Annotated in this window: 19 protein-coding genes; 16 read left to right on the plus strand and 3 right to left on the minus strand. The window is 65.3% G+C overall.

Annotation, left to right across the window (positions count from 1 at the left end; translation table 11 throughout):
* Positions 1-4 precede the first annotated feature (4 nt).
* The 6 genes from IVA81_RS22450 to IVA81_RS22475 all read left to right on the plus strand — a co-directional run bounded on the left by IVA81_RS22450 (position 5) and on the right by IVA81_RS22475 (position 6128).
* Positions 5-1141, plus strand: coding sequence for an FAD-dependent oxidoreductase (locus IVA81_RS22450; protein ID WP_247321930.1), 1137 nt, complete (start codon positions 5-7; stop codon positions 1139-1141).
* 19 nt (positions 1142-1160) lie between these two features.
* Positions 1161-1457 carry a (2Fe-2S)-binding protein gene (locus tag IVA81_RS22455; RefSeq protein WP_247321933.1) on the plus strand — a complete coding sequence of 99 codons (297 nt, stop codon included), beginning with the start codon at positions 1161-1163 and terminating at the stop codon, positions 1455-1457.
* The gene (locus tag IVA81_RS22460) at positions 1454-2872 is read left to right on the plus strand and encodes an NAD(P)/FAD-dependent oxidoreductase (RefSeq protein WP_247321935.1); all 1419 of its coding nucleotides are present in this window, start codon (positions 1454-1456) and stop codon (positions 2870-2872) included. The genes IVA81_RS22455 and IVA81_RS22460 overlap by 4 nt, the downstream gene beginning before the upstream one ends.
* The gene (locus IVA81_RS22465) at positions 2869-3990 is read left to right on the plus strand and encodes an FAD-dependent oxidoreductase (protein WP_247321936.1); all 1122 of its coding nucleotides are present in this window, start codon (positions 2869-2871) and stop codon (positions 3988-3990) included. The genes IVA81_RS22460 and IVA81_RS22465 overlap by 4 nt, the downstream gene beginning before the upstream one ends.
* A 15-nt stretch (positions 3991-4005) precedes the next feature.
* Positions 4006-4353: a RidA family protein gene (locus IVA81_RS22470; protein ID WP_247321939.1), complete on the plus strand. Its 348-nt coding sequence runs from the start codon at positions 4006-4008 to the stop codon at positions 4351-4353.
* A gap of 167 nt (positions 4354-4520) precedes the next feature.
* A complete protein-coding gene (locus tag IVA81_RS22475) occupies positions 4521-6128 on the plus strand; it encodes an ABC-F family ATP-binding cassette domain-containing protein (protein WP_247321941.1) in 1608 nt (535 codons plus the stop codon).
* A 171-nt stretch (positions 6129-6299) separates the two neighbouring features.
* Here IVA81_RS22475 and IVA81_RS22480 read toward each other — a convergent pair whose 3' ends face one another.
* On the minus strand, positions 6300-7628 hold the full coding sequence (locus IVA81_RS22480) for a dicarboxylate/amino acid:cation symporter (protein ID WP_247321943.1): 1329 nt from the start codon (positions 7626-7628) through the stop codon (positions 6300-6302).
* Positions 7629-7769: 141 nt separating this feature from the next.
* Here IVA81_RS22480 and IVA81_RS22485 point away from each other — a divergent pair, with 141 nt between their 5' ends.
* The 9 genes from IVA81_RS22485 (at position 7770) to IVA81_RS22525 (ending at position 19679) form a co-directional block, all read left to right on the plus strand.
* Positions 7770-9089 (plus strand): solute carrier family 23 protein, encoded by a 1320-nt coding sequence (locus tag IVA81_RS22485; RefSeq protein ID WP_247321946.1) that lies wholly within the window; start codon positions 7770-7772, stop codon positions 9087-9089.
* 73 nt (positions 9090-9162) lie between these two features.
* Complete coding sequence (locus IVA81_RS22490) at positions 9163-9999, plus strand: SDR family oxidoreductase (protein ID WP_247321948.1); 837 nt, start codon at positions 9163-9165, stop codon at positions 9997-9999.
* 116 nt (positions 10000-10115) lie between these two features.
* On the plus strand, positions 10116-11915 hold the full coding sequence (locus tag IVA81_RS22495; RefSeq protein ID WP_247321952.1) for a cation:proton antiporter: 1800 nt from the start codon (positions 10116-10118) through the stop codon (positions 11913-11915).
* Positions 11916-11992: 77 nt separating this feature from the next.
* Complete coding sequence (locus IVA81_RS22500; protein WP_247321958.1) at positions 11993-12814, plus strand: NAD-dependent protein deacetylase; 822 nt, start codon at positions 11993-11995, stop codon at positions 12812-12814.
* Between the two features lie 139 nt (positions 12815-12953).
* The gene (locus tag IVA81_RS22505; RefSeq protein WP_247321960.1) at positions 12954-15038 is read left to right on the plus strand and encodes a hydantoinase/oxoprolinase family protein; all 2085 of its coding nucleotides are present in this window, start codon (positions 12954-12956) and stop codon (positions 15036-15038) included.
* Positions 15039-15040: 2 nt separating this feature from the next.
* Positions 15041-16699 (plus strand): hydantoinase B/oxoprolinase family protein, encoded by a 1659-nt coding sequence (locus IVA81_RS22510; RefSeq protein ID WP_247321963.1) that lies wholly within the window; start codon positions 15041-15043, stop codon positions 16697-16699.
* A gap of 38 nt (positions 16700-16737) precedes the next feature.
* Positions 16738-17739, plus strand: coding sequence for a TRAP transporter substrate-binding protein (locus IVA81_RS22515; protein WP_247321967.1), 1002 nt, complete (start codon positions 16738-16740; stop codon positions 17737-17739).
* 10 nt (positions 17740-17749) lie between these two features.
* Positions 17750-18343 (plus strand): TRAP transporter small permease, encoded by a 594-nt coding sequence (locus IVA81_RS22520; protein ID WP_247322323.1) that lies wholly within the window; start codon positions 17750-17752, stop codon positions 18341-18343.
* Positions 18344-18374: 31 nt separating this feature from the next.
* Positions 18375-19679, plus strand: a complete 1305-nt coding sequence (locus IVA81_RS22525; protein WP_247321971.1) for a TRAP transporter large permease subunit — start codon at positions 18375-18377, stop codon at positions 19677-19679.
* Positions 19680-20716: 1037 nt separating this feature from the next.
* Here the strand turns inward: IVA81_RS22525 and IVA81_RS22530 are convergent.
* Complete coding sequence (locus tag IVA81_RS22530; RefSeq protein ID WP_247321973.1) at positions 20717-21361, minus strand: glutathione binding-like protein; 645 nt, start codon at positions 21359-21361, stop codon at positions 20717-20719.
* A gap of 103 nt (positions 21362-21464) precedes the next feature.
* Here IVA81_RS22530 and IVA81_RS22535 point away from each other — a divergent pair, with 103 nt between their 5' ends.
* Entirely contained in the window at positions 21465-22115 is a 651-nt protein-coding gene (locus tag IVA81_RS22535) for a TetR/AcrR family transcriptional regulator (RefSeq protein ID WP_247321975.1), read from the plus strand.
* Between the two features lie 77 nt (positions 22116-22192).
* On the opposite strand, the gene IVA81_RS22540 is transcribed toward IVA81_RS22535, so the two are convergent.
* Positions 22193-23158, minus strand: a complete 966-nt coding sequence (locus IVA81_RS22540; RefSeq protein ID WP_247321979.1) for a glyoxylate/hydroxypyruvate reductase A — start codon at positions 23156-23158, stop codon at positions 22193-22195.
* Positions 23159-23162: the final 4 nt, after the last annotated feature.

Below are 23162 nucleotides of genomic sequence, written 5' to 3' on the forward strand. Positions count from 1 at the left end.
ACTCATGTCTGGGGAATACGACGTCGCCGTGGTCGGCGGCGGATTGCTCGGCTCCGCCATCGCGTGGGGCCTTGGCCGGCTCGGCAAGAAAGTGGCCGTGCTCGACGAGGGCGACATCACCAAGCGCGCCTCGCGCGCAAACTTTGCGCTGGTCTGGGTGCAAAGCAAGGGCCTCGGCATGCCCGCCTATACGGTCTGGACCGTGCAGGCGTCGCAGGCGTGGGGCCGGCTTGCCTCCGAGCTGAAGCAGCAGACCGGCCTCGACGTCTCGCTCCAGCAGAACGGCGGCTTCCATCTCACGCTCGGCGAGGACGAATTCGGCCAGCGCACCGAACTCGTCACGCGCATGCACAACCAGACCGGTGCGGCCGACTACAGGATGGAGATGCTCTCCGCATCCGAAGTGAAGAAGTCGCTGCCGCTGATTGGTCCCGAAGTGTCCGGCGGCAGCTATTGCCCGCTCGACGGCCATGTCAATTCGCTGCGCACGTTCCGCGCGTTCCACACCGGCTTCAGGGCGTTCGGCATCGACTATCTTCCGGAGCGCCCGGTCTCGGCGATCAGCAAGAGCAGCGGCGAATTCCGCCTGACCACGCCGAAGGGCGAGTTGCGCGCCGCAAAAATCGTGCTCGCCGCCGGCAATGCCAACCAGACGCTCGCGCCGATGGTCGGCCTCTACGCGCCGATGGGCCCGACCCGCGGTCAGATCGTGGTGACCGAGCGCACCATGCCGTTCCTGCCGCATCCGCTGACCACGATCCGCCAGACCGACGAGGGTACGGTGATGATCGGCGACAGCAAGGAAGACGAACTCGACGATCGCGCGCTGAAGCACTCCATCAGCGCCGTGATGACCGATCGCGCGCAGCGCATGTTCCCGCATCTGTCGCGGCTCAACGTGGTCAGGAGCTGGGCCGGCATCCGCGTGATGCCGCAGGACGGCTTTCCGATCTACGACCAGTCGGAGACGCATCCCGGCGCCTTCGTCGCCTGCTGCCATTCCGGCGTGACGCTCGCCTCCAACCACGCCTTCGAGATCGCGCGCATGGTGGCAGAGGGCGCGCTCGAGCCGGAGCTGGTCGGCGCGTTCTCGGCGAGCCGCTTCGGCGGCGCGGGCGCTGCGAACGACAGCGGCTACTAGAGATATTGAGGAAGCCAGGATGTTCAAACGATCCGAACAGGACAAACGGCCACCAGTGCAAATCTTCGTCGACGGCGTTGCCGTCGCGGCGCGCCAGGGCGACACCGTCTCTGCGGCGCTGCTGGCATCCAGCTGCGACGCGCGTCGTTCCACCGCGGTGAGCGGCGCGCCGCGTCTGCCCTACTGCATGATGGGCGTGTGCTTCGATTGCCTCGTCACCATCGACGGCGTCGGCAACCGCCAGGGCTGCCTTGTGCCCGTCGCCGAGGGGATGCAAATCGAGATCCAGAAGGGCAAGCGGGAGATCGGAAGATGACCATGGCTCCCAAGCGCGAAGCCTATGACGTCGTGGTGATCGGCGCGGGGCCCGCTGGCCTTGCCGCCGCCGCGACCTCCGCCGAAGCCGGCCTGTCGACGCTGCTGCTCGACGAGAATATCGGCCCGGGCGGACAGGTGTTCCGCGCCATCTCGTCCACGCCGGTGACCGAGCGCAATCAGCTCGGCGCGGACTATTGGGCCGGTGCCGAGCTCGTGCAGGCGTTGCGTGCGAGCAGCGCCGAGGTCATTCATCGTGCCACTGTATGGAGCCTCGACCGCAATCTCGACATCGCCGTCTCGATCGGCGGCGCGTCCGCCTTCGTCAAGGCGAAGCGCGTGATCCTTGCGACCGGCGCGCTGGAGCGGCCGTTTCCGATTCCCGGCTGGACGCTGCCGGGCGTGATGACCGCGGGTGCGGCGCAGACGATGCTGAAATCGTCGGCGCTGGTGCCCGACGGACGCACGGTGATCGCAGGGCAGGGGCCGCTGCTCTGGCTGCTTGCCGCGCAAATCCTGCGCCTCGGCGGCCGCATCGACCGCATCCTCGACACCACCGAGCGCGGCAATTACTTCGCAGCGCTCCCGCACGCCTTCGCTTTCCTGACCTCGCCCTATTTCGCCAAGGGCCTTGCAATGATGCGCGAGGTGAAGACCAAGGTGCAGGTCGTCTCCGGCGTCACTGACCTCTCGGCGTCCGGTGACGGCCAGCTCGCGAGCGTGAGCTATGTCGCGGGCGGCAAACGTGAGACCATTCCTGCCGATCTGCTGCTGCTGCATCAGGGCGTCGTGCCCAATGTCAATCTGGCGATGGCGGCAGACGTCGAGCATCGCTGGGACGACCTGCAGCTCTGCTGGTCGCCCGTGCTCGATGCGAGCGGCAATTCGACCGTTCCCGGCATCGCCATCGCAGGCGACGGCGCGGGCATTGGCGGCGCGACGGCCGCCGTGGTCCGCGGTCGGATCGCGGCGCGCGCGGCGGTGGAAGCGCTGGCGCCCGCGACGGCCGCAAAGCTCGCACCGATGGCAACGCTTCGTTCCGATCTCGCCAAGGCTGAACGCGGCCGCGTCTTCCTCGACACGCTGTTCCGCCCGGCGCCGCAGTTCCGCATCCCCTCGGGTGATACCATCGTCTGCCGCTGCGAAGAGGTGACGGCAAAGGACGTGCTCGACTCCGTCGCGATCGGTGCGACCGGGCCGAACCAGCTCAAGGCCTATCGCCGCACCGGCATGGGGCCGTGCCAGGGCCGGCTCTGCGGCCTCACCGTCACCGAGCTGATGGCGCAGGCGCGCGGCAAGACTCCGCAGGAGATCGGCTATTACCGGCTGCGCGCGCCGGTGAAGCCGATCACGCTCGCCGAGCTCGCCGCCGTTCCGAAGACCGAAGCCGACGTCAAGGCGGTGGTGCGCGGATGACCAAAAACGTGGATGCGATCGTCGTCGGCGGCGGCATCCACGGATGCTCGACTGCGCTGCATTTGTGCCTTGCCGGCCTGAAGCCGGTGCTGATCGAGAAGGACTATGCCGGCCGCCACGCCTCGGGCGTCAACGCCGGCGGCGTCCGTCAACTCGCGCGGCACATCCCGGAGATCCCGCTCTCGATCCGCTCGATGGGAATCTGGGAGAAGATTTCAGATCTCCTCGACGACGATTGCAGTTTTGAGAGCTACGGCCAGGTGTTGGTTGCGGAGAACGATGAGGAGCTCGCGGTCTGCCGCGCGCGTGTCGCTGAGCTCAATGCACTCGGCTTCACCCATGAAGAGCTGATCGATGCAGCTGAATTGCGGCGCCTCGTGCCGGCGGTCGCCGAATCCTGCCCCGGCGGCGTGGTCTCGCGCCGCGACGGTGCGGCCAACCCGGCGCAGACAACGACGGCGTTCCGTCGCAAGGCCGGGCAACTCGGCGCCATCGTGCGCGAGGGCGTGGCAGCCACCAACATCCGGCACAGCGACGGCCTCTGGCATATCGACGTCGGCACTGAAACCTTCGCCGCGCCGGTGCTGGTCAACGCCGCCGGCGCCTGGGCCGGCAAGATCGCAGCCGCGCTCGGCGAGCCCGTGCCGGTCGAGACCGTGGCGCCGATGTTGATGATTACCTCGCGCGTACCGCACTTCATCGATCCCGTCGTGATCCTGCGCGGCCGCAAACTCTCCTTCAAGCAATTCTCCAACGGCACCGTGCTGATCGGCGGCGGCCATCTGGCAACGCCGTACCAGGATCGCAACGAGACGGTGCTGGACTGGAAGAGTCTCGCGACCAGCGCATGCACCGTGTTCGAGTTGTTCCCGGTGATGCGCAGCGCCACCATCGTCCGCGCCTGGGCCGGCATCGAGGCGAAGATGAAGGACGATATCCCCGTGTTCGGTCCGAGCAGCCGCCACAAGGGACTCTATCACCAGTTCGGTTTTTCGCTGCACGGCTTCCAGCTCGGCCCCGGCGCCGGCGCTGTCATGGCCGAGCTGATCGTCAACGGCGGCACCCAGACCCGTATCGGTGATCTCGGCATCGACCGCTTCCATCCCACGACGCTCTAGTAACAAGAGGACATCATGAGCATCACCCGCAGCATCCGCACGCCGATCATGCACCGCGCCGTCGAAGCAGGCGGCTTCGTCTTCCTCGGTGGCACCATCGCCGACGACACCTCGGTCTCGATGGGCGACCAGACCCGCAACATCCTCGGTAAGATCGCCGGCTATCTGAAGGAAGCGGGAACCGACAAGTCGCGCGTCGTCAGCGCTTCGATCTTCGTCACTGACCTCTCCAAGAAGAAGGAGATGGACGCGGCCTGGACCGAGTTCTTCGGTGACAATCTGCCGACCCGCGCCACAGTCGGCGTCGCCGATCTCGGCGGCGGCGCGCTGATCGAGGTCGTGGTCACCGCCGTGAAGGGCTGAACGCAGGCTATCGAACGACAGCGCTTTCCTCGCGCTGTCGTTCCCTCGAACCGTGGCTTGATCTTGCGCTTCTGCAGGACTAGTTAGAGGGCTCGCAATCAGGAACTTCGCAGCCATGGATTTTACCCCCACCGCAACGCCCATCCGCCTTGCTCACGGGGAATTCCATGCCTGCTTCAATCATCCTGTCGAACCTGTCGCTGTCCACGCCTGACGGCCGTCCTCTTCTTTCCAGCATCGATCTGACATTCGCTGCCGAGCGCACTGGTCTCGTCGGCCATAACGGCGTCGGAAAGACGACGCTGCTTGCGTCAATTTTGAGGGAGCATGTTCCCCGGTCCGGACGTGTTCAGATCAACGGCACCATCGGCCTGCTGCGCCAGGACGTTCGACCGCCTCCGGACGCGACGGTAGCTGATCTGTTCGATGAGCGGCAGGCATTGGAGCTGATGCGCCGTGCGGAGCGGGGGGAGGTCTCGGCCGACGACATCGCCACAATCGACTGGACACTCGAAGCGCGGCTTCAAACCGCGCTGGCGCGCCTCGGTTTCGATCCCTCTCCTGAGACGCAGCTCTCACGCCTGTCCGGAGGCCAGATCACGCGGGTGCGCCTCGCCGCACTGGTCTTCGCCCAGCCCGACTTCCTGCTGCTGGACGAGCCCACCAACAATCTCGACCGGGAGGGACGCAAGGCGGTGACCGATCTCCTCGCCGCCTGGCGCGGCGGCGCGATCGTCGTCAGCCACGATCGGAACTTGCTCGAAACCATGGATACGATCGTCGAACTGACATCGCTGGGCGCAACACGATACGGCGGCAATTTCAGCCGCTACCGCGAGCAGAAGGCCGTCGAGCTCGCGGCCGTCAGGCACGATCTGGCGCATGCCGAGAGACGCCTGTGCGAGATCGATGGCAAGGCGCAGGCGACCGCCGAGCGGAAAGATCGCAAGGACAGCGGCGGGAAGAAGAAACGGGCGAAAGGCGACATGCCGCGCATCCTGGCCGGCGCGCGCAAGGACCGCAGCGAGGATACTGGCGGCAAGCTTGCGCAAATCGCCGAGCGGCGGCGCGCCGAAGCGCTGGAAGCTGCCGACACGGCACGTCGCCGCATCGAAGTTCTTCAGCCGCTGTCGGTGAAACTGCCCGCGACTGGTCTGCCGGCGGGTAGGGAGGTGGCTTGGCTCGACGGCGTCACCGCCGGCTATCGGCCGGAGCAACCGGTCTTGCGTGATCTGTCGTTCACGATCGTCGGTCCGGAGCGCGTCGCCTTAGTCGGGCCCAACGGCTCGGGCAAGACGACGCTGCTGAAACTCATTGCCGGCGAGTTGCGCCCCTTCTCGGGCACTGTCCGGGTCAGGCCCGACTTCGCGCTGTTCGACCAGAGAATCAGCCTGCTCGATCCCGCGCTCTCGATCCTGGAAAACTTCGGCCGTCTCAATCCAGCGGCGGGCGCAAATGCGTGCCATGCCGCGCTGGCCCGGTTCATGTTTCGCGCCGGTGCTGCCTTGCAGGTCGTCGGCAGTCTGAGCGGCGGGCAAATGTTTCGTGCGGGCCTTGCCTGCGTGCTGGGCGGGACGAGGCCGCCGTCCCTGCTGATCCTGGACGAGCCGACCAATCATCTCGACATCGAGGCCATCGAAGCCGTTGAAGCTGGCTTGAGAGCCTATGACGGCGCGCTGCTCATCGTTAGCCACGACGAAACGTTCTTGCAGGCGATCGGGATTGGGCGGCGGATCGATGTCGCCACCAAGGTGCTGCACGGCGGGATCATCTGATCCCGCCTGGCGGTCCGGATATAGCAGTGATTATCAAAAACCCGACGCCCTGCCCCCAGCGCGTCGGGTGGAAAAAATGAGTATCAATCCGTGATCCCAACGCCATTGTTGTGACTCGTGTCGCATCAATTTGCTACTCCGGGAAACTACCGCATCAGACCGGGCGTGGGGCTATGCACCACCGCCCGGCTCCAGCGCTTCGCCGATCTCCAGCGGATGGGCCATGGTCTCGTGCAGGGCGTCGCGATCGAGCTCGCCTTCGGAAATGCTGATGACGACGCAGGCGACGCCGTTGCCGATCAGATTGGTCAGGGCGCGGCATTCGCTCATGAACTTGTCGATGCCGACCAGGATGGCGATCGACTGGATCGGGATGTCAGGCACGATCGAGAGCGTCGCGGCGAGCGTGATGAAGCCGGCACCGGTGACGCCCGAGGCGCCTTTCGAGGTGATCATCGCGATGCCGAGGATGCCGAGCTCCTGCCAGATCGTCAGATGCGTATTGGTCGCCTGCGCCAAAAACAGCGTCGCCAGCGTCATGTAGATGTTGGTGCCGTCGAGGTTGAAGCTGTAGCCGGTCGGGATCACGAGGCCGACCACCGACCGCGAGGCGCCGAGATGCTCCATCTTCTGGATCATTTGCGGCAGAACAGTCTCGGAGGATGAGGTGCCGAGCACGATCAGCAGCTCGTCCTTGATGTAGGCGATGAAGCGCAGGATCGAGAAGCCGGCGAGCCGGGCGATCGCGCCGAGCACGATCAGCACGAACAGCATGCTGGTCAGGTAGAACGTGCCGATCAGGGCCGCGAGGTTGAGCAGCGAGCCGAGACCGTAGGCGCCGACCGTGAACGCCATCGCGCCGAAAGCGCCGATCGGGGCCACGCGCACGATGATGCGGATGATGCCGAAGAACATCTTCGCCGCCTTGTCGATCGCGTCCGCAATGGGTTCGCCGGCCTTGCCGAGGAAGGCGATGGCGAAGCCCGAGAGGATCGAGATCAACAGTACCTGGAGCAAATCGCCGCGCGCGATGGCGCCCAGATAGCTGTCGGGGATGATCGCCATCAGATGAGCGACGATGCCTTCTTCCTTGGCCTTGGTGACGTAGGTCGCCACTGATTTCGGATCGATCGTGGCGGGATCGATGTTGAAGCCGTGTCCGGGCTGCAGAACCTCGCCGACGAGCAGGCCGACGGCGAGCGCAACGGTCGAGACCGTTTCGAAATAGACCAGCGACTTCAGCCCGACCCGGCCGACGCGCTTGAGATCGCCCATCGAGGAGATGCCGTGCACCACGGTGCAGAAGATCACCGGCGCGATCATCATCTTGATCAGCGCGATGAAGCCGTCGCCGAGCGGCTTCAAGGCCTTGCCGAGATCGGGATAGAGGTAGCCGATCAGCACGCCGAGCGCGATCGCGATCAGGACCTGGACGTAGAGGATCTTGTACCAGGGCTTGTGCCGGCGGAGGACGGCTGGCTGGATCGCGACTTGTGTCATAGAGTGAGCCCCGGAACGCATTGATCTTGCAGGATTTGGATCCTGCTTGACCTGCACCATGTGATGGCCGCCGCAGAAGTGACAATCACATTTTTGTCGGATCGCACGAAGATCGATCGCTGCACCGCAATTGGGGGGAACATGGCGACCGCAACGGACTCCGACCGGCAGACGCAAGGCTATTTTCCGCGCTGGAAGCTCAAGACCTCGGGCGTGATCATGCCCGAGGAGCGGCTGTCATGGGGCCAGACCGCGGTGTCCGGCTTCCAGCATTGCGTCGCGATGTCGGGCTCAACGATCATCGCGCCGCTGCTGATGGGGTTCGATCCCAATGTTGCGGTCCTGTTCTCCGGCATCGGCACGCTGATCTTCTTCGTCATCGTCGCCGGGCGCGTGCCGAGCTATCTCGGCTCGAGCTTCGCGTTCATCGCCGTCGTCATTGCCGCCACCGGCTATGCCGGGCAGGGCCCGAACCCGAATTTGTCGGTTGCGCTCGGCGGCATCGTCGGCGCCGGGGTGCTGTACGGCGTGATCGCGCTGATCGTGATGTGGTCAGGGGTCGGCTGGGTCGAGAGGCTGCTGCCGCCGGCCGTCACCGGCGCTGTGGTCGCCGCGATCGGCCTCAACCTCGCGCCCGTGGCGGTCAAGGCGGTGAGCGCCAGCACCTTCGACACGGGAATCGGGCTCGCGACCGTTCTGATCATCGGCGTGGTTGCCGTGGCCGCTCCGGGCCTGTGGCGCAGGCTGCCGATCATCCTTGGCGCAATCGGCGGATATCTTTTGTATTTGCTGTTCGCGAACGGGCTCGGCTTCGGCAAGCCGATCGACTTCGCGCAACTCTCGGCCGCGCCGTGGTTCGGGCTGCCGAGCTTCACCACGCCGACGTTCCAGGCCGACGCAATCTTCCTGATCGCGCCGGTTGCGGTCATCCTCGTCGCCGAGAACCTCGGGCACATCAAGGCTGTCGGCGCCATGACGGGCCGGAGCCTCGATGCCTATCTCGGTCGCGCCCTGTTCGCCGACAGCCTCGCGACCATCGTGGCGGCCTGCGGCGGCGGCACCGGCGTCACCACCTATGCCGAGAATATCGGCGTCATGGCGGCGACGAAGGTCTATTCCACCTTGTTGTTTGCCTTCGCGGCCACGGTATCGATCCTGCTCGGCTTTTCGCCGAAATTCGGCGCGCTGATCCTGTCGATTCCCGGTCCCGTCATCGGCGGCCTCTCGATCGTTCTGTTCGGATTGATCGCGGCGATGGCGGGCCGGATCTGGGTCGAGAATAAGGTCGACTTTGCAAATCCTGCAAACCTGATCACCGCCGCCGTGGCGTTGACCGCGGGCGCGGGCGACCTGACGCTCAAATTCGGCGCATTCACGATTGGCGGGATCGGCACCGCAACCTTTGGCGCCATCATCTTGTATCAGATCCTGACCTCGCCGCTGGCGAGACGTGCGGAGTGAATCCCAGCGATGCGCTGAGGAGATGGAACAAAAAGCGCCTTCCGCCGATGATGAGGCATTCCGGAGAGAACCCATGCCGCAACCAGATCGCTCGACTTCGTTTCCCTCGCGCCTTGTCGGCCAATACGCACTGGTGACCGGCGCCTCACAAGGCATCGGTCGCGCCGTCGCCGTCCGGCTCGCCCAGGAAGGCGCGGCCGTTGCCATCAATTATTTCGATCATCCTGAAAGGGCCGAGGAGACGCTTGCGCTCGCGCGGACGGCATCGGGCGATCGCGGCCATGGCAGGCTCGATCACATCATCGTCAAGGCCGATGTCGGCAGCGAACAGGACGTCGCGGCGATGTTCGAGACGATCCTTTCGCGCTGGAAGCGCCTCGACTGTCTCGTCAACAATGCCGGCTTCCAGCGGGAGTCCCCCAGCGAAGCGCTCGACATCGAAACCTATCGCCGCATCATCGACGTCAATCTCAACGGTGCTGTGCTCTGCGCGCAGAAGGCGCTCGCCCATTTCGTCGCGCGCGGCGGAGGCGGCAGCATCGTCAACTGCTCCAGCGTCCATCAGATCGTTCCAAAGCCCGGCTATCTCGCTTACTCGATCAGCAAGGGCGGCATGGCCAATTTGACGCGCACGCTGGCGCTGGAGTTCGCCGGCCGTGGCATTCGCGTGAATGCGGTCGGCCCGGGCGCGATCGACACGCCGATCAACGCGGCCTGGACCGGCGATCCCCAGAAACGCGGCGTCGTCACCGGCCACATTCCCATGGGGCGCGTCGGCACGCCGGAAGAGATCGCCGCCGTGTTCGCCTTCCTCGCCTCCGACGATGCGAGCTACATCACCGGGCAGACCCTCTACGCCTGCGGAGGTCTGACGTTATTCCCCGAGTTTCGGGACAACTGGGCGAGCTGACTTCAGTTTGGGGCTGTGGGGGTGGCGGTCGGGCCGTGTAGGGGTCTGCGGCGCCGTGTGCTATCGACCGTGGACGACGCTGCCGCTATTGGCAAGCGCCGACACATGAAGGGCTCGTGACCACAACCATCAACATCAATGCCTACAGTGACGCGCTGGTGGTCCTCGGCACTGCCGGCGTCGTGGTGCCGATTGTCCGCCATTGGGGCATCAATCCCGTGCTGGGCTATCTCGGTGCTGGCGCCATCCTGGGTCCGCTCGGGCTTGGCTCGCTCGTAAAGGACCTCCCGCTCCTGTACTGGTTCACGGTGGCGGACGCAGAGAACGTCGAGGGGATCGCAAATCTCGGTATCGTGTTCCTGCTCTTCCTGATCGGGCTCGAGCTGTCTTTCCGAAGGCTCGTCACGATGCGACGCCTGGTGTTCGGGCTTGGCGGCCTGCAGGTGCTGATGACGTCCGCGATGATTTTCGGTGTGGCGCTCCTCTCCGGGCAGAGCTCCGACACGGCCGTCATCCTTGGCGCCAGCCTTGCGCTGTCCTCGACAGCGATCGTGCTCGAGCTCCTGTCCAGCGAGAGGCGGCTTGCGACCACGACCGGGCGCGCCAGCTTCTCGGTGCTGCTGGCCCAGGACCTTGCAGTGGTTCCCATTCTGGTTTTCGTCTCGGTGCTCGGCGCGGGGAGTGATGGCTCCGTCCTGACGCACATCTCCAGTGCGATGCTTAAAGCCGCGCTGGCGGTCGCTGTCCTCATTCTGCTCGGACGGCTCCTGATGCGTCCGCTCTTCCAGATGGTTGCAGGCACCCATTCGACGGAGTTGTTCGTCGCCGCGACCTTGTTCGTCATTGTCGGCGCGGGCCTGGCCGCGCACCAAGCCGGCCTGTCGATGGCGCTTGGAGCATTCGTTGCAGGACTGATGCTGGCGGAAACGGAGTATGGCAAGGCCATTGAGGCCACCGTCGAGCCGTTCAAGGGCCTGCTGCTCGGCATCTTCTTCTTCACCGTCGGCATGGCCATCGACTTCCGCGTGTTCATGCGCGAGCCTGGTTGGCTGCTCGCCGCCGTTATTGGCATTCTCGCCGTCAAGGCGATCGTGGTCATCGTCCTGGGCCGCATTTTCAGGCTCTCGTGGCCGGCGGCGATCGAGAGCGGCTTCCTGCTGGGCCCTGTCGGCGAATTCGCTTTCGTCAGCATCGGAATGGCGGCGGCCGGCGGCCTGATCGAGCCTCGCGTGTCGAGCTTTGCCATCGCCATCACGGCCGTGACGATGGCGTTGACACCGTTCTTGAACATGCTCGGACGACGGCTGGGCGCCAAGCTTGGCAGCGAGCGCACGCCAGATCCCGAACTGGCGGTTCGCCCGCCTGGCGACCAGGCACAAGCCATCGTGGTCGGCTACGGCCGCGTCGGAAAGGTCGTCTGCTCGCTGCTGACCAGCCACGGCCTGAATTACATCGCGGTCGATCATGAGGCCGTCGCTGTGGCACGCGACCGCCGCGACGGTCACAAGGTCTATTTTGGTGATGCGACAGAACCGGGTTTCCTCGAAGCCTGCGGCCTGATGCAGACGACCGGTGTGATCATCACCATCCAGTCGCGGCCGGCGATTGATGCTGTCGTCGAGCGGATCCGCGCGGTGCGGCCGGATGTGCTGATCGTTTCACGTGCGCGGGACGCCGATCATGCCCGCCACCTCTATGCGATCGGCGCAACCGATGCGGTGCCCGAAACCATCGAGGCAAGTCTGCAGCTTTCCGAAGCCGCATTGGTCGGCCTCGGGGTTGCGGTCGGGCATGCGATCGCCTCGGTGCACGAGAAGCGGGACGAATTCCGGCTGACGCTGCAGCAAGCCGCCCGCATTGCAGGACAAGAGAAAGCTCGTTCGCTCGATCTGACAGGGCGCCGGTCCCCGCGATAGCCGCCTAGCCGGGCCGCTGCGCGCCGCGGACTGCCATGATCTGGCAAAACCCGCCCGCGCGAACTACATCATGCGCCATGACCAATGCTCCGCTGGCAAACCCTCCGCTCCAGGATTTCATCGGCCGCCACGAACGGCTGTTCGTGCTGACCGGCGCCGGCTGCAGCACCAATTCGGGCATTCCCGATTATCGCGACAATCATGGCAACTGGAAGCGGACCCAGCCGGTCAATTTTCAGGCCTTCATGTCGGACGAGCAGACGCGCCGGCGCTATTGGGCGCGCAGCCTGATCGGCTGGCGGCGGTTCGGCCAGGCGAGGCCGAACGATGCGCATCACGCGCTGGCCCGGCTCGAGGCGAGCGGGCGCTGCGGGATGCTGCTGACCCAGAACGTCGACCGGCTGCATCAATCCGCCGGCCATCGGCAGGTGATCGACCTGCATGGCCGGCTCGACCTGGTCCGCTGCATGGGCTGCGGGGCGAAGATGCCGCGCGAGGAATTTCAGCAGGCGCTGGGTCGCGCGAATGCGGCGTGGTTGACGCTCGATGCTGCCGATGCGCCGGATGGCGACGCCGATCTGGAGCACGAGGATTTTTCGTCCTTCCAGGTGCCTCCTTGCGAAGCCTGCGGCGGCATCCTCAAGCCCGACGTCGTGTTCTTCGGCGAGAACGTCCCGCGCGACATCGTCGCTACCGCGCAGGACCATCTGTCGCAGGCCGACGCGATGCTCATCGTCGGCTCCTCGCTGATGGTCTATTCGGGATTCCGCTTCGTGCAGGCTGCCGCGCAGCGCAATATTCCGATTGCGGCGGTCAATCTCGGCCGCACCCGCGCCGACGATCTCCTCACGCTGAAGGTCGAGGAGCGCTGCGAAGCGGCGCTTGCATTCCTGCTCTGATCGCGCCGGCGCCGAACACGCCTTGCCTATTGCATAGGTGCCAAGCAGAATGGCCGGACGCGGCGTTTCCTCGTCGTCCATGGCATGGAAATTGCTGCGTTTTTGGACCAGTCTTGACGATCAGCACGGAGAATTTGGAATGCTTGAGGGAGCCGAGGTGCGGCTTGCCGTCGATATCGGTGGCACGTTCACCGACATCGTGCTGGACGTGGGCGAGGTACGGAAGACGCGCAAGCTGCTGACGACGCCGCAGCGGCCCGAACAGGCGGTGCTGGACGGCATGCGCCTCATTCTCACTGACGCGCGCGCGCATATCAGCGACATCGACGTCTTCATTCACGGCACGACGCTGGCGACCAATGCGATCATCGAGCGCCGCGGTGCCAAGACGGCCCTGATCGCGACCGAAGGCTTTCGCGACGTGCTCGATATCGGCACCGAGAGCCGTTACGACCAGTACGATCTCGGCATCGACAAGCCCAGGCCGCTGGCGCCGCGCAGCCTGCGTTTCACCGTGCCCGAGCGTGTCGACGCCCACGGCGTCGTCCGCCTCCCGCTTGACGAAACTTCGGTGCGCGCACTCGCGCCGAGATTGCGTGGGCTGGGCGTCGAGAGCGTCGCGATCGCCTTCCTGCACTCCTACGCCAATCCCGAGCACGAGCGACGTGCAGCCGCGATTCTCGCCGAGGAGATGCCCGGCATCTCCGTGACCGTGTCCTCCGCCGTATGTCCCGAGATTCGCGAGTATGAGCGCACATCGACGGCGGTTGCGAACGCCTATGTGCAACCCCTGATCGACGGCTATCTCGCCCGCATGGCCGACGCCTTGCAGGTCGAGCAGTTCCGCGGCGCGATCTACCTCGTCACCTCCGGCGGCGGCGTGACGTCAATCGAGACGGCGCGGCGCTTTCCGGTGCGCCTCGTCGAATCCGGCCCCGCCGGCGGCGCCATTTTCGCGGCGCAGATCGCGGCCCGGCTCGGCGAAAGCAAGGTGCTGTCCTTCGACATGGGCGGTACCACCGCAAAGATCTGCCTGATCGAGAAGTACCAGCCCGAGACGTCGCGCGTGTTCGAGGTCGATCGTGCCGCGCGTTTCCTCAAAGGCTCCGGCCTGCCGGTGCGCATTCCCGTGATCGAGATGGTCGAGATCGGCGCCGGCGGCGGCTCGATCGCCCATGTCGATGCGATGAAGCGCGTCACCGTCGGGCCTGAAAGCGCCTCTTCGGAGCCGGGACCGGCCTGCTACGGCCGCGGCGGCCAGCGTCCGGCCGTGACGGATGCGGACGTTGCGCTCGGCATGATCGATCCCGATGCGTTTGCGGCCGGCACGATCAAGCTCGATCCTGAGCTTTCGAAGCAGGCGCTGCTGCGCGACGTCGGCGAGCCGCTCGGCCTGTCCGCGGAAACCGCGGCCTATGCCGTGCACGAAGTCGTCTGCGAGAACATGGCGAGCGCGGCGCGTGTCCATGCGGTCGAGCGCGGGGAGATTGTCGGCCAGCACACGTTGATCGCCTTCGGTGGTGCCGCGCCGCTGCATGCGGCGCGCGTCGCCGAGAAAATCGGCGTGTCCCGGGTGATCGTGCCCTCGAATGCCGGCGTCGGCTCGGCCGTCGGGTTCCTGGCCGCTCCGATCGCCTATGAACTGGTGCGCAGCCGTCATGTCCGGCTCGACGATTTTGATACCGAAGGGGTCTCCGACCTCTTGCAGGAGATGGTGACCGAAGCGCGCGCATTGGTCGAACCTGGCGCGGCCGGTGCGCCGGTGCGCGAGCGCCGCGCCGCCTTCATGCGCTATGTCGGCCAGGGCCATGAGATCTCGGTCGAGCTGCCGAACCGGCGGCTGACGGCGGCCGATCTTGCCGGCCTGCGCCAGAAATTCGAGGCGGACTATTCCGCGATGTTCGAGCGGCCGATCCCGGGCGCTGCGATCGAGGTACTGAGCTGGTCGGTGCTCGCTACGACGGAGGCGCGTAATCCATCCGCCGTTGCGGCCGTCACGCGTAAGCCCGCCGGCAAGGCTGTCGGCAGCCGCAAATTCTTCGACGGCCGCGCCGGCGAAGTGATCGAGATCCCGCTCTATCGCCGCGAGGACATGGCGCCCGGCGCGACCATTGCCGGGCCCGCCGTCATTGCGGAGGACGAGACCTCGACCTTCGTCTCCACCAGTTTTGACGCCCATATCGACGGTGCCGGCAGCATCGTCATGGAACGAAAGGCGGCCTGATCATGAGCAAGGCAAGTGGCGCGAGCCTGATCGACCTTCAAATCATGTGGCACCGGCTGATCGCCGTGGTCGAGGAGCAGGCGCAGGTGCTGCTCCGCACCGCCTTCAGCCCGATCGTGCGCGAATGCGGCGATCTCTCGGCCGGCGTGTTCGACCTCAGGGGACGGATGCTGGCGCAGGCCGTGACCGGCACGCCCGGACACGTCAACTCGATGGCGGAATCGGTCAAGCATTTCATTGCCCATTTTCCGATCGAGACGATGAAGGAGGGCGATGCCTACATCACCAACGATCCCTGGATGGGCACTGGCCATCTCAACGACTTCGTCGTCACCACGCCCTGCTTCAAGGACGGCAAGGTTGTCGCGCTGTTCTCCTGTACCAGCCATCTCATGGACATCGGCGGCATCGGCTTCGGGCCTGATGCCACCGACGTGTTCATGGAAGGGCTCTACATCCCCATGCTGAAGCTGATCGACCAGGGTGTCGTCAACGAGACGCTGATGGCGATGATCCGCACCAACACGCGGCTGCCCATCGACACCGAGGGCGACACCTATTCGCTGGCCGGCTGCAACGACGTCGGCTGCGAGCGCCTGGTCGAGATGATGACCGAGTTCGGCATCGACACGCTCGACGAGCTCGGCGACTACATCTGCGACCGTTCCCGCGAGGCCGTGCTGGCCGAGATCGCAAAGCTGCCGAAGGGCAGTTGGCGCAACACCATGGTGGTCGACGGCTACGATGCCCCGGTGACGCTGGCCGCGACGCTGACGATTTCGGATACGGGCATTCACGTCGATTTCGACGGCACCTCGGCCGCCTCGAAGTTCGGCATCAACGTGCCCTTTTCATATACCACGGCCTATACCGTGTTCGGCCTCGGCTGCGTCGTTGCCTCGCAGATCCCGAATAATGCCGGCTCGCTCTCGCCGCTGACGGTGTCGGCGCCATCAGGCGCGATCCTCAATGCGCCCAAGCCCGCACCGGTCGCCTCGCGCCACATCATCGGCCAGATGCTGCCTGACGTGGTGTTCGGCTGCCTGCGCCGGATCATTCCGGAGCGCGTGCCGGCGGAGGGCACCTCGTGCCTGTGGAATCTCAACGTGCGCGGGCAGACCCGCTCGGGCGTCGGCGGCAATTACGGATTCTCGATGGCGGTGACCTCCAATGGCGGCACCGGCGCGCGCTTCGGCAAGGACGGGCTGTCCGCCACCGCCTATCCCAGCGGCGTGCGTGGCACGCCGGTCGAGATCGCGGAGACGCAGACGCCTTTGATCTTTTGGCGCAAGGAGCTGCGTCCGGATTCCGGCGGGGCAGGGCGCACCCGCGGCGGCCTCGGCCAGATCATCGAGGTCGGCAGCGGCGTCGACGCGCCGTTCGATATTCTGGCGGCGTTCGACCGCATCGATCATCCGCCGCGCGGCCGCGATGGCGGCAAGAACGGCGAGGCCGGCTATGTCGGCCTGAAGTCCGGAAAGAAGCTGCGCGGCAAGGGCTTTCAGGAAGTGCCGCCGGATGACCGTCTCGTGGTGCTGACGCCCGGCGGTGCCGGCATCGGTGCGCCAGTCGAGCGAGATCGGGCTGCCGTCAAAGACGACATCGAAAGCGGCCTCGTGTCTGCCGACAATGCGGCTGCAGTTTATGGATATGCGCGGTGACGTCATCCGGCGTCGGGCATAGCGAACGGAGGGGCTCAATGATCACGCGACGGAACTTCACCGCGGGCGCAGCGACGCTGCTCGCCGCCGGCCACATCTCCACCCGCGCCCAGGCGGCGACGACGAACTGGGACATGTCGACGGTCTGGCCCGACGGCAATTTCCACACCCAGAACGCGATGGCCTTCGCGGACGAGGTGAAGAAGCAAAGCGGCGGCTCGGTCGCCATCACCGTGAAGGCCGGCGGCCAGCTCGGCTTCAAGGGACCTGAACATCTGCGCGCCGTGCGCGATGGCTTGGTGCCGCTCGCCGACGTCCTCAACATCCAGCAGGTCGGTGACGAACCCTTCATGGGCGTCGAGAGCATCCCGTTTCTCTGCGGCTCCGTAGACGAGTTGAAGGTGCTGCACAAATATGTGCGGCCCGAATACGAGAAGATCGCCGCGCGCAACAACCAGAAGATCCTCTACATCGTGCCGTGGCCGACGCAGTATCTGCATCTCAAGGCAAAGGTCGCCGACGTCGAGGGTCTGAAGAACATCAAGATCCGCGTGCCCGACAAGAATGCGGTCGACATGCTGAATGCGATCGGCATGGCGGCCGTGATGATTCCCTGGGGCGAAACCATTCCCGCGCTGGCGTCCGGCGCGGTGGCCGGCGTCTCCACCTCGTCGGTGTCGGGCGTCGACGGCAAGTTCTGGGAATTCCTGAAATATGTCTACCCGACCAACCACGTCTGGTCGTCGCAGATGCTCACCGTCAATCTCGATTCCTGGAAGGCGATCAGCGCCGATCAGCAGAAGCTCGTCGCGGATGTCGCCGCGAAGATGGAGCCGGGTTTCTGGGCGAACTCGCTCAAGGCCGACGTAGATAGCCTCAACCGCCTCAAGGAAGGCGGCATGGAGGTGGTGCCGGTCTCGGGCGCGATGATGACGGACATCCGAGCCAAGACCGGGCCACAGTTAGATGCCTTCCTCAAGCGCGTGCCGGCGGCCGACAAACCGGTGCGGGCTTATCTCGCCGACATGAAGCGTGGTTGAGGGTAAGGCCGTGGTGAGCGTTTCGCCCGAAGCATCGCAAAGCCTCAACGCAGCGGCGCCAGCGCCGCTGCGCATCCTGCTCGACGGCATCGACCGTCTCGGCCGGCTCGACGGCTGGATCGGCGGTGGCTGCCTCCTGGCGCTGACGCTGCTGATGCTGTGCGAGGTCGCAACCCGCTTCCTGTCGAACTTCCTGCCGTTCTTCCCGCCGACCATCTCGATCGCCTGGGAATATTCCTCTTATCTGATGGCGGCGTCCTTCACTTTCGGCGCCGCCATGACGCTGCGAGTCGGCGGGCACATCCGTGTCGTGCTGCTTCTCAAGAACGCGCCGGCGCCGGTGCAGCGCGCGCTCGAGATACTCTCGGCGGCGGCGGGCTTCGCCTTCATGGCGTTCTTAAGCTCGGCGATGGCGAAGTTCGCCTTCGGCGCCTATGTGCGCGGCCAGGTCTCGACCTCGAGCGACACGCCGCTGTGGTTTCCACAAGCCGTCGTCACCTTCGGCATGCTGTTGCTGACATTGCAGTTCCTGGCGCGCGCGATCCAGGCCGTTCTCGGCCTGCCGCTGGAGGATCACCGCATGAAGGCCTCGCCCGTCGAATGACCGCTTCGCTCGCTCCAGGACTCAGGACCGCATGACCATCGAAGTCGTAGCTCTGTTCGCGATCCTGTTTGCGCTGCTGGCCTGCGGCGTGTGGATCGGCCTCACGCTTGCGCTCACCGCGACGCTTCTCCTCGCGATGTTCCGCTCGATCCCACTCGACAAGCTATTGCCGCAATACGCCTGGAATATCCTGACCACGCAGGAGCTGCTGGCGCTTCCGCTATTCATCCTGATGGGTGAGCTGCTGTTCCGCACCCGCCTGTCCCGCTCGCTGTTTCAGGGCCTCGCGCCCTGGGCCGGTCTTCTGCCCGGCCGGCTGCTGCATGTGAACGTGATCGGCTGCACCATCTTCGCGGCGATCTCGGGCTCGTCGGCGGCGACGACGCAGGTGATCGGCCGCATGTCGCTCAACGAGCTCTTGCGTCGCGGCTATTCCCGCGACATCGCGATCGGCTCGCTCGCCGGCGCCGGTACGCTCGGCTTCCTGATCCCGCCCTCCAACATCATGATCATCTACGGCGTGCTCGGCGACGTCTCGATCTTGAAACTGTTCACGGCCGGCGTGCTGCCCGGCCTGCTGCTCGCCGCCACCTTCATGGGATGGGTGATGCTGCACACCACGCTCAAGCCCGCGATGGTGCCCGACATGGAAGCCAAGCTCTCGCAGGTGCCGTGGGGCGAGCGCTTCGCCGCGTTGAAGGATCTCGCGCCGGCGCTGTTCCTGATCGCCTGCGTGCTCGGCTCGATGTATGGCGGGCTCGCCACGCCGTCCGAGGCCGCCGCCGTCGGCGTGCTCGGTGCCGCGCTGGTCGCCTGGGCGCAGGGATCGATGTCGCAGCAGGTGATGCGCGACGTGCTGATCGGCTCGGTGGTGACGTGCTCGATGATCGCGCTGATCGTGCTTGGCGCCTCGATCCTCGGCAACGCCGCCGCCTTCCTCGGCATCCCGCAGGCGGTGGCCGCCTTCGTCAAGGGGCTCGGCCTGTCACCCTTCATGCTGATCGTGGTTCTGATCATCTTCTACCTGATCCTCGGTTGCTTCCTCGACGGCTTCTCGATGATCGTGATGACGCTGCCGATCGTGCTGCCGATCGTGAAGGGGGCCGGCTTCGACGAGATCTGGTTCGGCATCTTCCTGGTGCTCGCCGTCGAGATGGCGCAGATCACCCCGCCGGTCGGCTTCAACCTGTTCGTGATCCAGGGCCTCACCGAAGATGGTCTCGGCTACATCGCGCGCGTCACGTTGCCGTATCTGGTGATCATGATCGGTTTCGTGCTGCTGCTGACGCTGTGGCCGGGCATCGTCACGGTACTGCCGCGGGTGCTGTACGGGTAAATTGCAGGGCAATCGCATTTGAGGTGAGGAGACAGCGCAGCGGTCGTCTCGAAGGGCGAGGCGCGCACACGGGTGCCGCCGAAACGTCATACGCGATGACCCTGCCCGGAGTTGGTCCCTCCCACCTACCATCCCGTGTGTTGCCCGACGGGCAAAACACGCCAGCGCTGGGTCGATAGCCCTAAGCGAAAATATTCGAATTTACAGAAGTTCGGTTTTACCGTACAAGCCTGACATCCCGCCCGCCACAAGGGGCGTTTCGCGATCGTCACGGGACGCGGGCTGGGATGCGGTGGCCGCGACGGCGTCGGCGTGCGATGTGGATTGCAGGGCGGGGAAACCCGTGAGCAGTGACAGGCGCGATACGACACGGTGCTGACAGCGTCTTCGAATGGCCTCGACGGTGAGCGCACGCCAGCCGTGGAGGACCCAGCGGGGATGTGCGCGGACGGAGAAGTCGTGTGGTCCTGACGCCCGGGGTCTGTGCGTCAAGTCCTGCGGTGATGTGGCGGCCAACCGGCGCGCACATCGTAAGCCGCAGGGCGACGGGGGCAATAGTGCATCGCTCCCCGAGGAGAGCACGAAGGACACCGTGAAAACCATCACGCAGGGAAGGCCGGGCGACCGGCATCACCTGTTGTCCACCCCGTGCGCGCTTCTTCAGCACACGCGGGACTTCGGGTGCCAGCCGGCGCCCGGCCTTCCCTGCGCCCTTGCTTCAGTTAGGGGCGGAAGAAGACAGCAAAGCTCGGGCGAAACACGCCGCGAGGATGAGCCGCCATGTCTATCGCCAACAGCGGTCTCGTGCCCGGACGCAGCGCAACGCGCCGCGTCTTCGCGGCGTGGTGCGCTGCAGAGCCGGGGCCCATGCATCAGCCGAATGCGCAGCCTTCTGGGTCCCGGCTCTGCGCAGCAGCGTAAGAACGCTGCAGCGCGTCCGGGACACGAGAGACGCGCGCTATGGCCATCGTCGTCCCCGCCCCGTCGGCAAGGACGACGTGATGATCGAGGACGAGCGATGCGGCGTTCAATCCGAACTATGCCGCCGCCTTCTTCCGTGCCTGCTCGGCCTTGTACAACTCGAACTCTTCTGCAATCGCCTTGGCAAAAGAGGGCCGCTGGCGCATGCGTTCATAATACGCCTTCACGTTCGGCCATTTCGCAAGCTCGATCGGCGGAGTCGCCATGGTCCAGTTGATGACCGTGGCGAGATAGGCGTCGGCCACGCTGAAATGGTCGAGCAGGAAGTCGCGCCCCTTCAGGTAATTGTCGAGATAGTCGAGCCGCGACAGATTCTTCTCCAGTGCATAGGCCTTGGCTTCCTGCGGCGCCTTGCGGTCGAGCAGGGGAATGAACAGGCCCTTGTGCAGCTCGGTGCCGATGAAGCACAGCCATTGATGCAGGCGCGTTCGCTCGATGCCCTGGGTAGCGCCGAGCCCGGATTGCGGGAAACGGTCCGCGATATATTGCAGGATCGCTGCGTTCTCGGTCAGAACCACGCCCTCGTCGGTGCGCAGCGTCGGCACGAGGCCAATTGGATTGACGGCGCGGAAGTCGGAGCCGTCGCTCAGCACTGTCTTGGTCGGCGGGTCGACCTCGAGATAGTTCGCCTCGGCGCCGGCTTCGTACAGCGCGACGCGTGTTGCCATCGAACAGGCGAGGGGCGAGAAAAAGAGATCCATCTGTAGCCTCCTTGGGGCACTTCTTGAGTCTTCGCTCAACCTGGCCAGATTGATTTTTGTACTATCTTGCATAATATAGGGTTGGTCAAGGATTATTTGCGAAATGGTACAAAAATCGAAGGGGCCGCCAGCTATGCCGCCCGAACAGCCCAAGCGCCGCGGCCGCCCGCGCGCCTACGAGCCCGAAGTCGCACTCGGCAAGGCGCTCGACCTGTTCCGCAGGCAGGGCTTTGCCGCGACTTCGCTTGACGATCTCAGCGAGGCCACCGGCATGAATCGCCCGAGCCTCTATGGCGCCTTCGGCGACAAGCGCGAGCTCTACATCAAGAGCTATCAGCGCTACCGCGAGGAAGCGGGGGCCTCCTTGGCTATGATCTTTCGCGAGGAGATGCCGCTGCGCCAGCGGTTGGAACGCATTTTCGCCTCCGCGCTGAATATCTATCTGTCCGGCGAGACCGGCCCGCGTGGCTGCTTCACAGTGGTGACGGCGGCGTCGGAAGCCGTCGGTGATCCCGAGATCCGCGCCATGGTGCTTGACGGGCTCACCGAGCTCGACAAGGCCTTTGCGAACTGCTTCCGCCGCGCCAGGGAGAAGGGCGAGTTGCCGGAGAGCGCCGATCCGGTCGCGCTGGCACAGATCGCATCAGCCACCATCCACACCATCGCCATCCGCTCGCGCGCGCGCGTGGCGCGAAAGGATCTCGAAGCCATCGTGAAGGGTGCGATCGATGTGATGGTGGGGGCCGGCAGCTGAGCTGTCGTTCCGGACAACGGTCGGACAACGGGACTACACCGAATATGAGGCACCAGCCTTCGCGAAAATCCCGAAGCCTAATACCCCCGCGCCCGATCCACCACGTTCTCCAACGCACCGCCGGCCTCGAACCGCGCGATCTGCTCGGCGACATAGGCCGAGATCGCGTCCGCGTCGGTGTCGGCGGCATTGTGCGGCGTCAGCACCACCCTGGGATGGGTCCAGAACCGGCTGTCCGCCGGCTGCGGCTCCTGCACGAAGACGTCTAGCGAGGCGGCGCCCAGCGTGCCGTCGTCGAGGCAGGCCAGGATGTCGGCTTCGTTCTGAAGGCCGCCGCGGCCGGCATTGATCAGCACCGGCGCGCCGAGCGGGCCGTTGCGGTTGAGCTTTGTGAAGACGTCGCGGTTGAGAATGCCATGTGTGTCGGGCGTCAGCGGCAACAGGCTGACGAGGATGTCGGTCTTGCGCAGGAAGGCGTCCATTCCGTCCGTGCCATGGAAGCATTCGACACCATCGATCGCGCGGGGGCTGCGGCTCCAGCCCGCGACCCGGAAGCCGAGCCGCCGCAGCACGTCGGCCGCGTCGGCGCCGAGCGTTCCCAACCCCATGACACCCACCGTGACCGCGCCGGCCGGCCACTGATATTTCGGCTCCCAACGCTTCTCGCGCTGCGACTGCCTGAGATAAAGCTCCTGACGATGATGCATCAGCACATGCAGCACGACATATTCGGTCATGCGGTTGGTCAGGTCGGGCACGGCGACGCGCACCAGCGGCACATCGGGCAGGCTCCTGTCCGCCATCAACGCGTCCACGCCGGCGCCGAGATTGAAGATCGCCCGCAGATTGGGGAAGGCGGCGAGATCGCCCGGCACCGGCTTCCACACCGTGGCATAGTGCACCTCGGCAGGATCGAGCCCGGAATCCGGCAGCAGCACCACGCGGCGGCCGCCGCAGACCGCGTCGAAGCGGGCCTTCCAGCGCTCCGGCAGCCAGTTCTGCTGCGTGCTGTTGATCAGGACGGCCAGTGTGCCCATGGTCATTCGA

It is taken from the genome of Bradyrhizobium sp. 141, assembly GCF_023074055.1.
Lineage (GTDB): Bacteria > Pseudomonadota > Alphaproteobacteria > Rhizobiales > Xanthobacteraceae > Bradyrhizobium.

What these genes read in the sequence shown, in the direction of transcription:
- IVA81_RS22490 (WP_247321948.1), top strand. Translation starts at nt 9,163, where the DNA reads ATGCCGCAACCAGATCGCTCGACTTCGTTTCCCTCGCGCCTTGTCGGC.
- IVA81_RS22535 (WP_247321975.1), top strand. Translation starts at nt 21,465, where the DNA reads ATGGTACAAAAATCGAAGGGGCCGCCAGCTATGCCGCCCGAACAGCCC.
- IVA81_RS22455 (WP_247321933.1), top strand. Translation starts at nt 1,161, where the DNA reads ATGTTCAAACGATCCGAACAGGACAAACGGCCACCAGTGCAAATCTTC.
- IVA81_RS22540 (WP_247321979.1), bottom strand. Translation starts at nt 23,158, where the DNA reads ATGACCATGGGCACACTGGCCGTCCTGATCAACAGCACGCAGCAGAAC.
- IVA81_RS22450 (WP_247321930.1), top strand. Translation starts at nt 5, where the DNA reads ATGTCTGGGGAATACGACGTCGCCGTGGTCGGCGGCGGATTGCTCGGC.
- IVA81_RS22515 (WP_247321967.1), top strand. Translation starts at nt 16,738, where the DNA reads ATGATCACGCGACGGAACTTCACCGCGGGCGCAGCGACGCTGCTCGCC.
- IVA81_RS22510 (WP_247321963.1), top strand. Translation starts at nt 15,041, where the DNA reads ATGAGCAAGGCAAGTGGCGCGAGCCTGATCGACCTTCAAATCATGTGG.
- IVA81_RS22500 (WP_247321958.1), top strand. Translation starts at nt 11,993, where the DNA reads ATGACCAATGCTCCGCTGGCAAACCCTCCGCTCCAGGATTTCATCGGC.
- IVA81_RS22475 (WP_247321941.1), top strand. Translation starts at nt 4,521, where the DNA reads ATGCCTGCTTCAATCATCCTGTCGAACCTGTCGCTGTCCACGCCTGAC.
- IVA81_RS22505 (WP_247321960.1), top strand. Translation starts at nt 12,954, where the DNA reads ATGCTTGAGGGAGCCGAGGTGCGGCTTGCCGTCGATATCGGTGGCACG.
- IVA81_RS22465 (WP_247321936.1), top strand. Translation starts at nt 2,869, where the DNA reads ATGACCAAAAACGTGGATGCGATCGTCGTCGGCGGCGGCATCCACGGA.
- IVA81_RS22470 (WP_247321939.1), top strand. Translation starts at nt 4,006, where the DNA reads ATGAGCATCACCCGCAGCATCCGCACGCCGATCATGCACCGCGCCGTC.
- IVA81_RS22525 (WP_247321971.1), top strand. Translation starts at nt 18,375, where the DNA reads ATGACCATCGAAGTCGTAGCTCTGTTCGCGATCCTGTTTGCGCTGCTG.
- IVA81_RS22480 (WP_247321943.1), bottom strand. Translation starts at nt 7,628, where the DNA reads ATGACACAAGTCGCGATCCAGCCAGCCGTCCTCCGCCGGCACAAGCCC.
- IVA81_RS22530 (WP_247321973.1), bottom strand. Translation starts at nt 21,361, where the DNA reads ATGGATCTCTTTTTCTCGCCCCTCGCCTGTTCGATGGCAACACGCGTC.
- IVA81_RS22460 (WP_247321935.1), top strand. Translation starts at nt 1,454, where the DNA reads ATGACCATGGCTCCCAAGCGCGAAGCCTATGACGTCGTGGTGATCGGC.
- IVA81_RS22485 (WP_247321946.1), top strand. Translation starts at nt 7,770, where the DNA reads ATGGCGACCGCAACGGACTCCGACCGGCAGACGCAAGGCTATTTTCCG.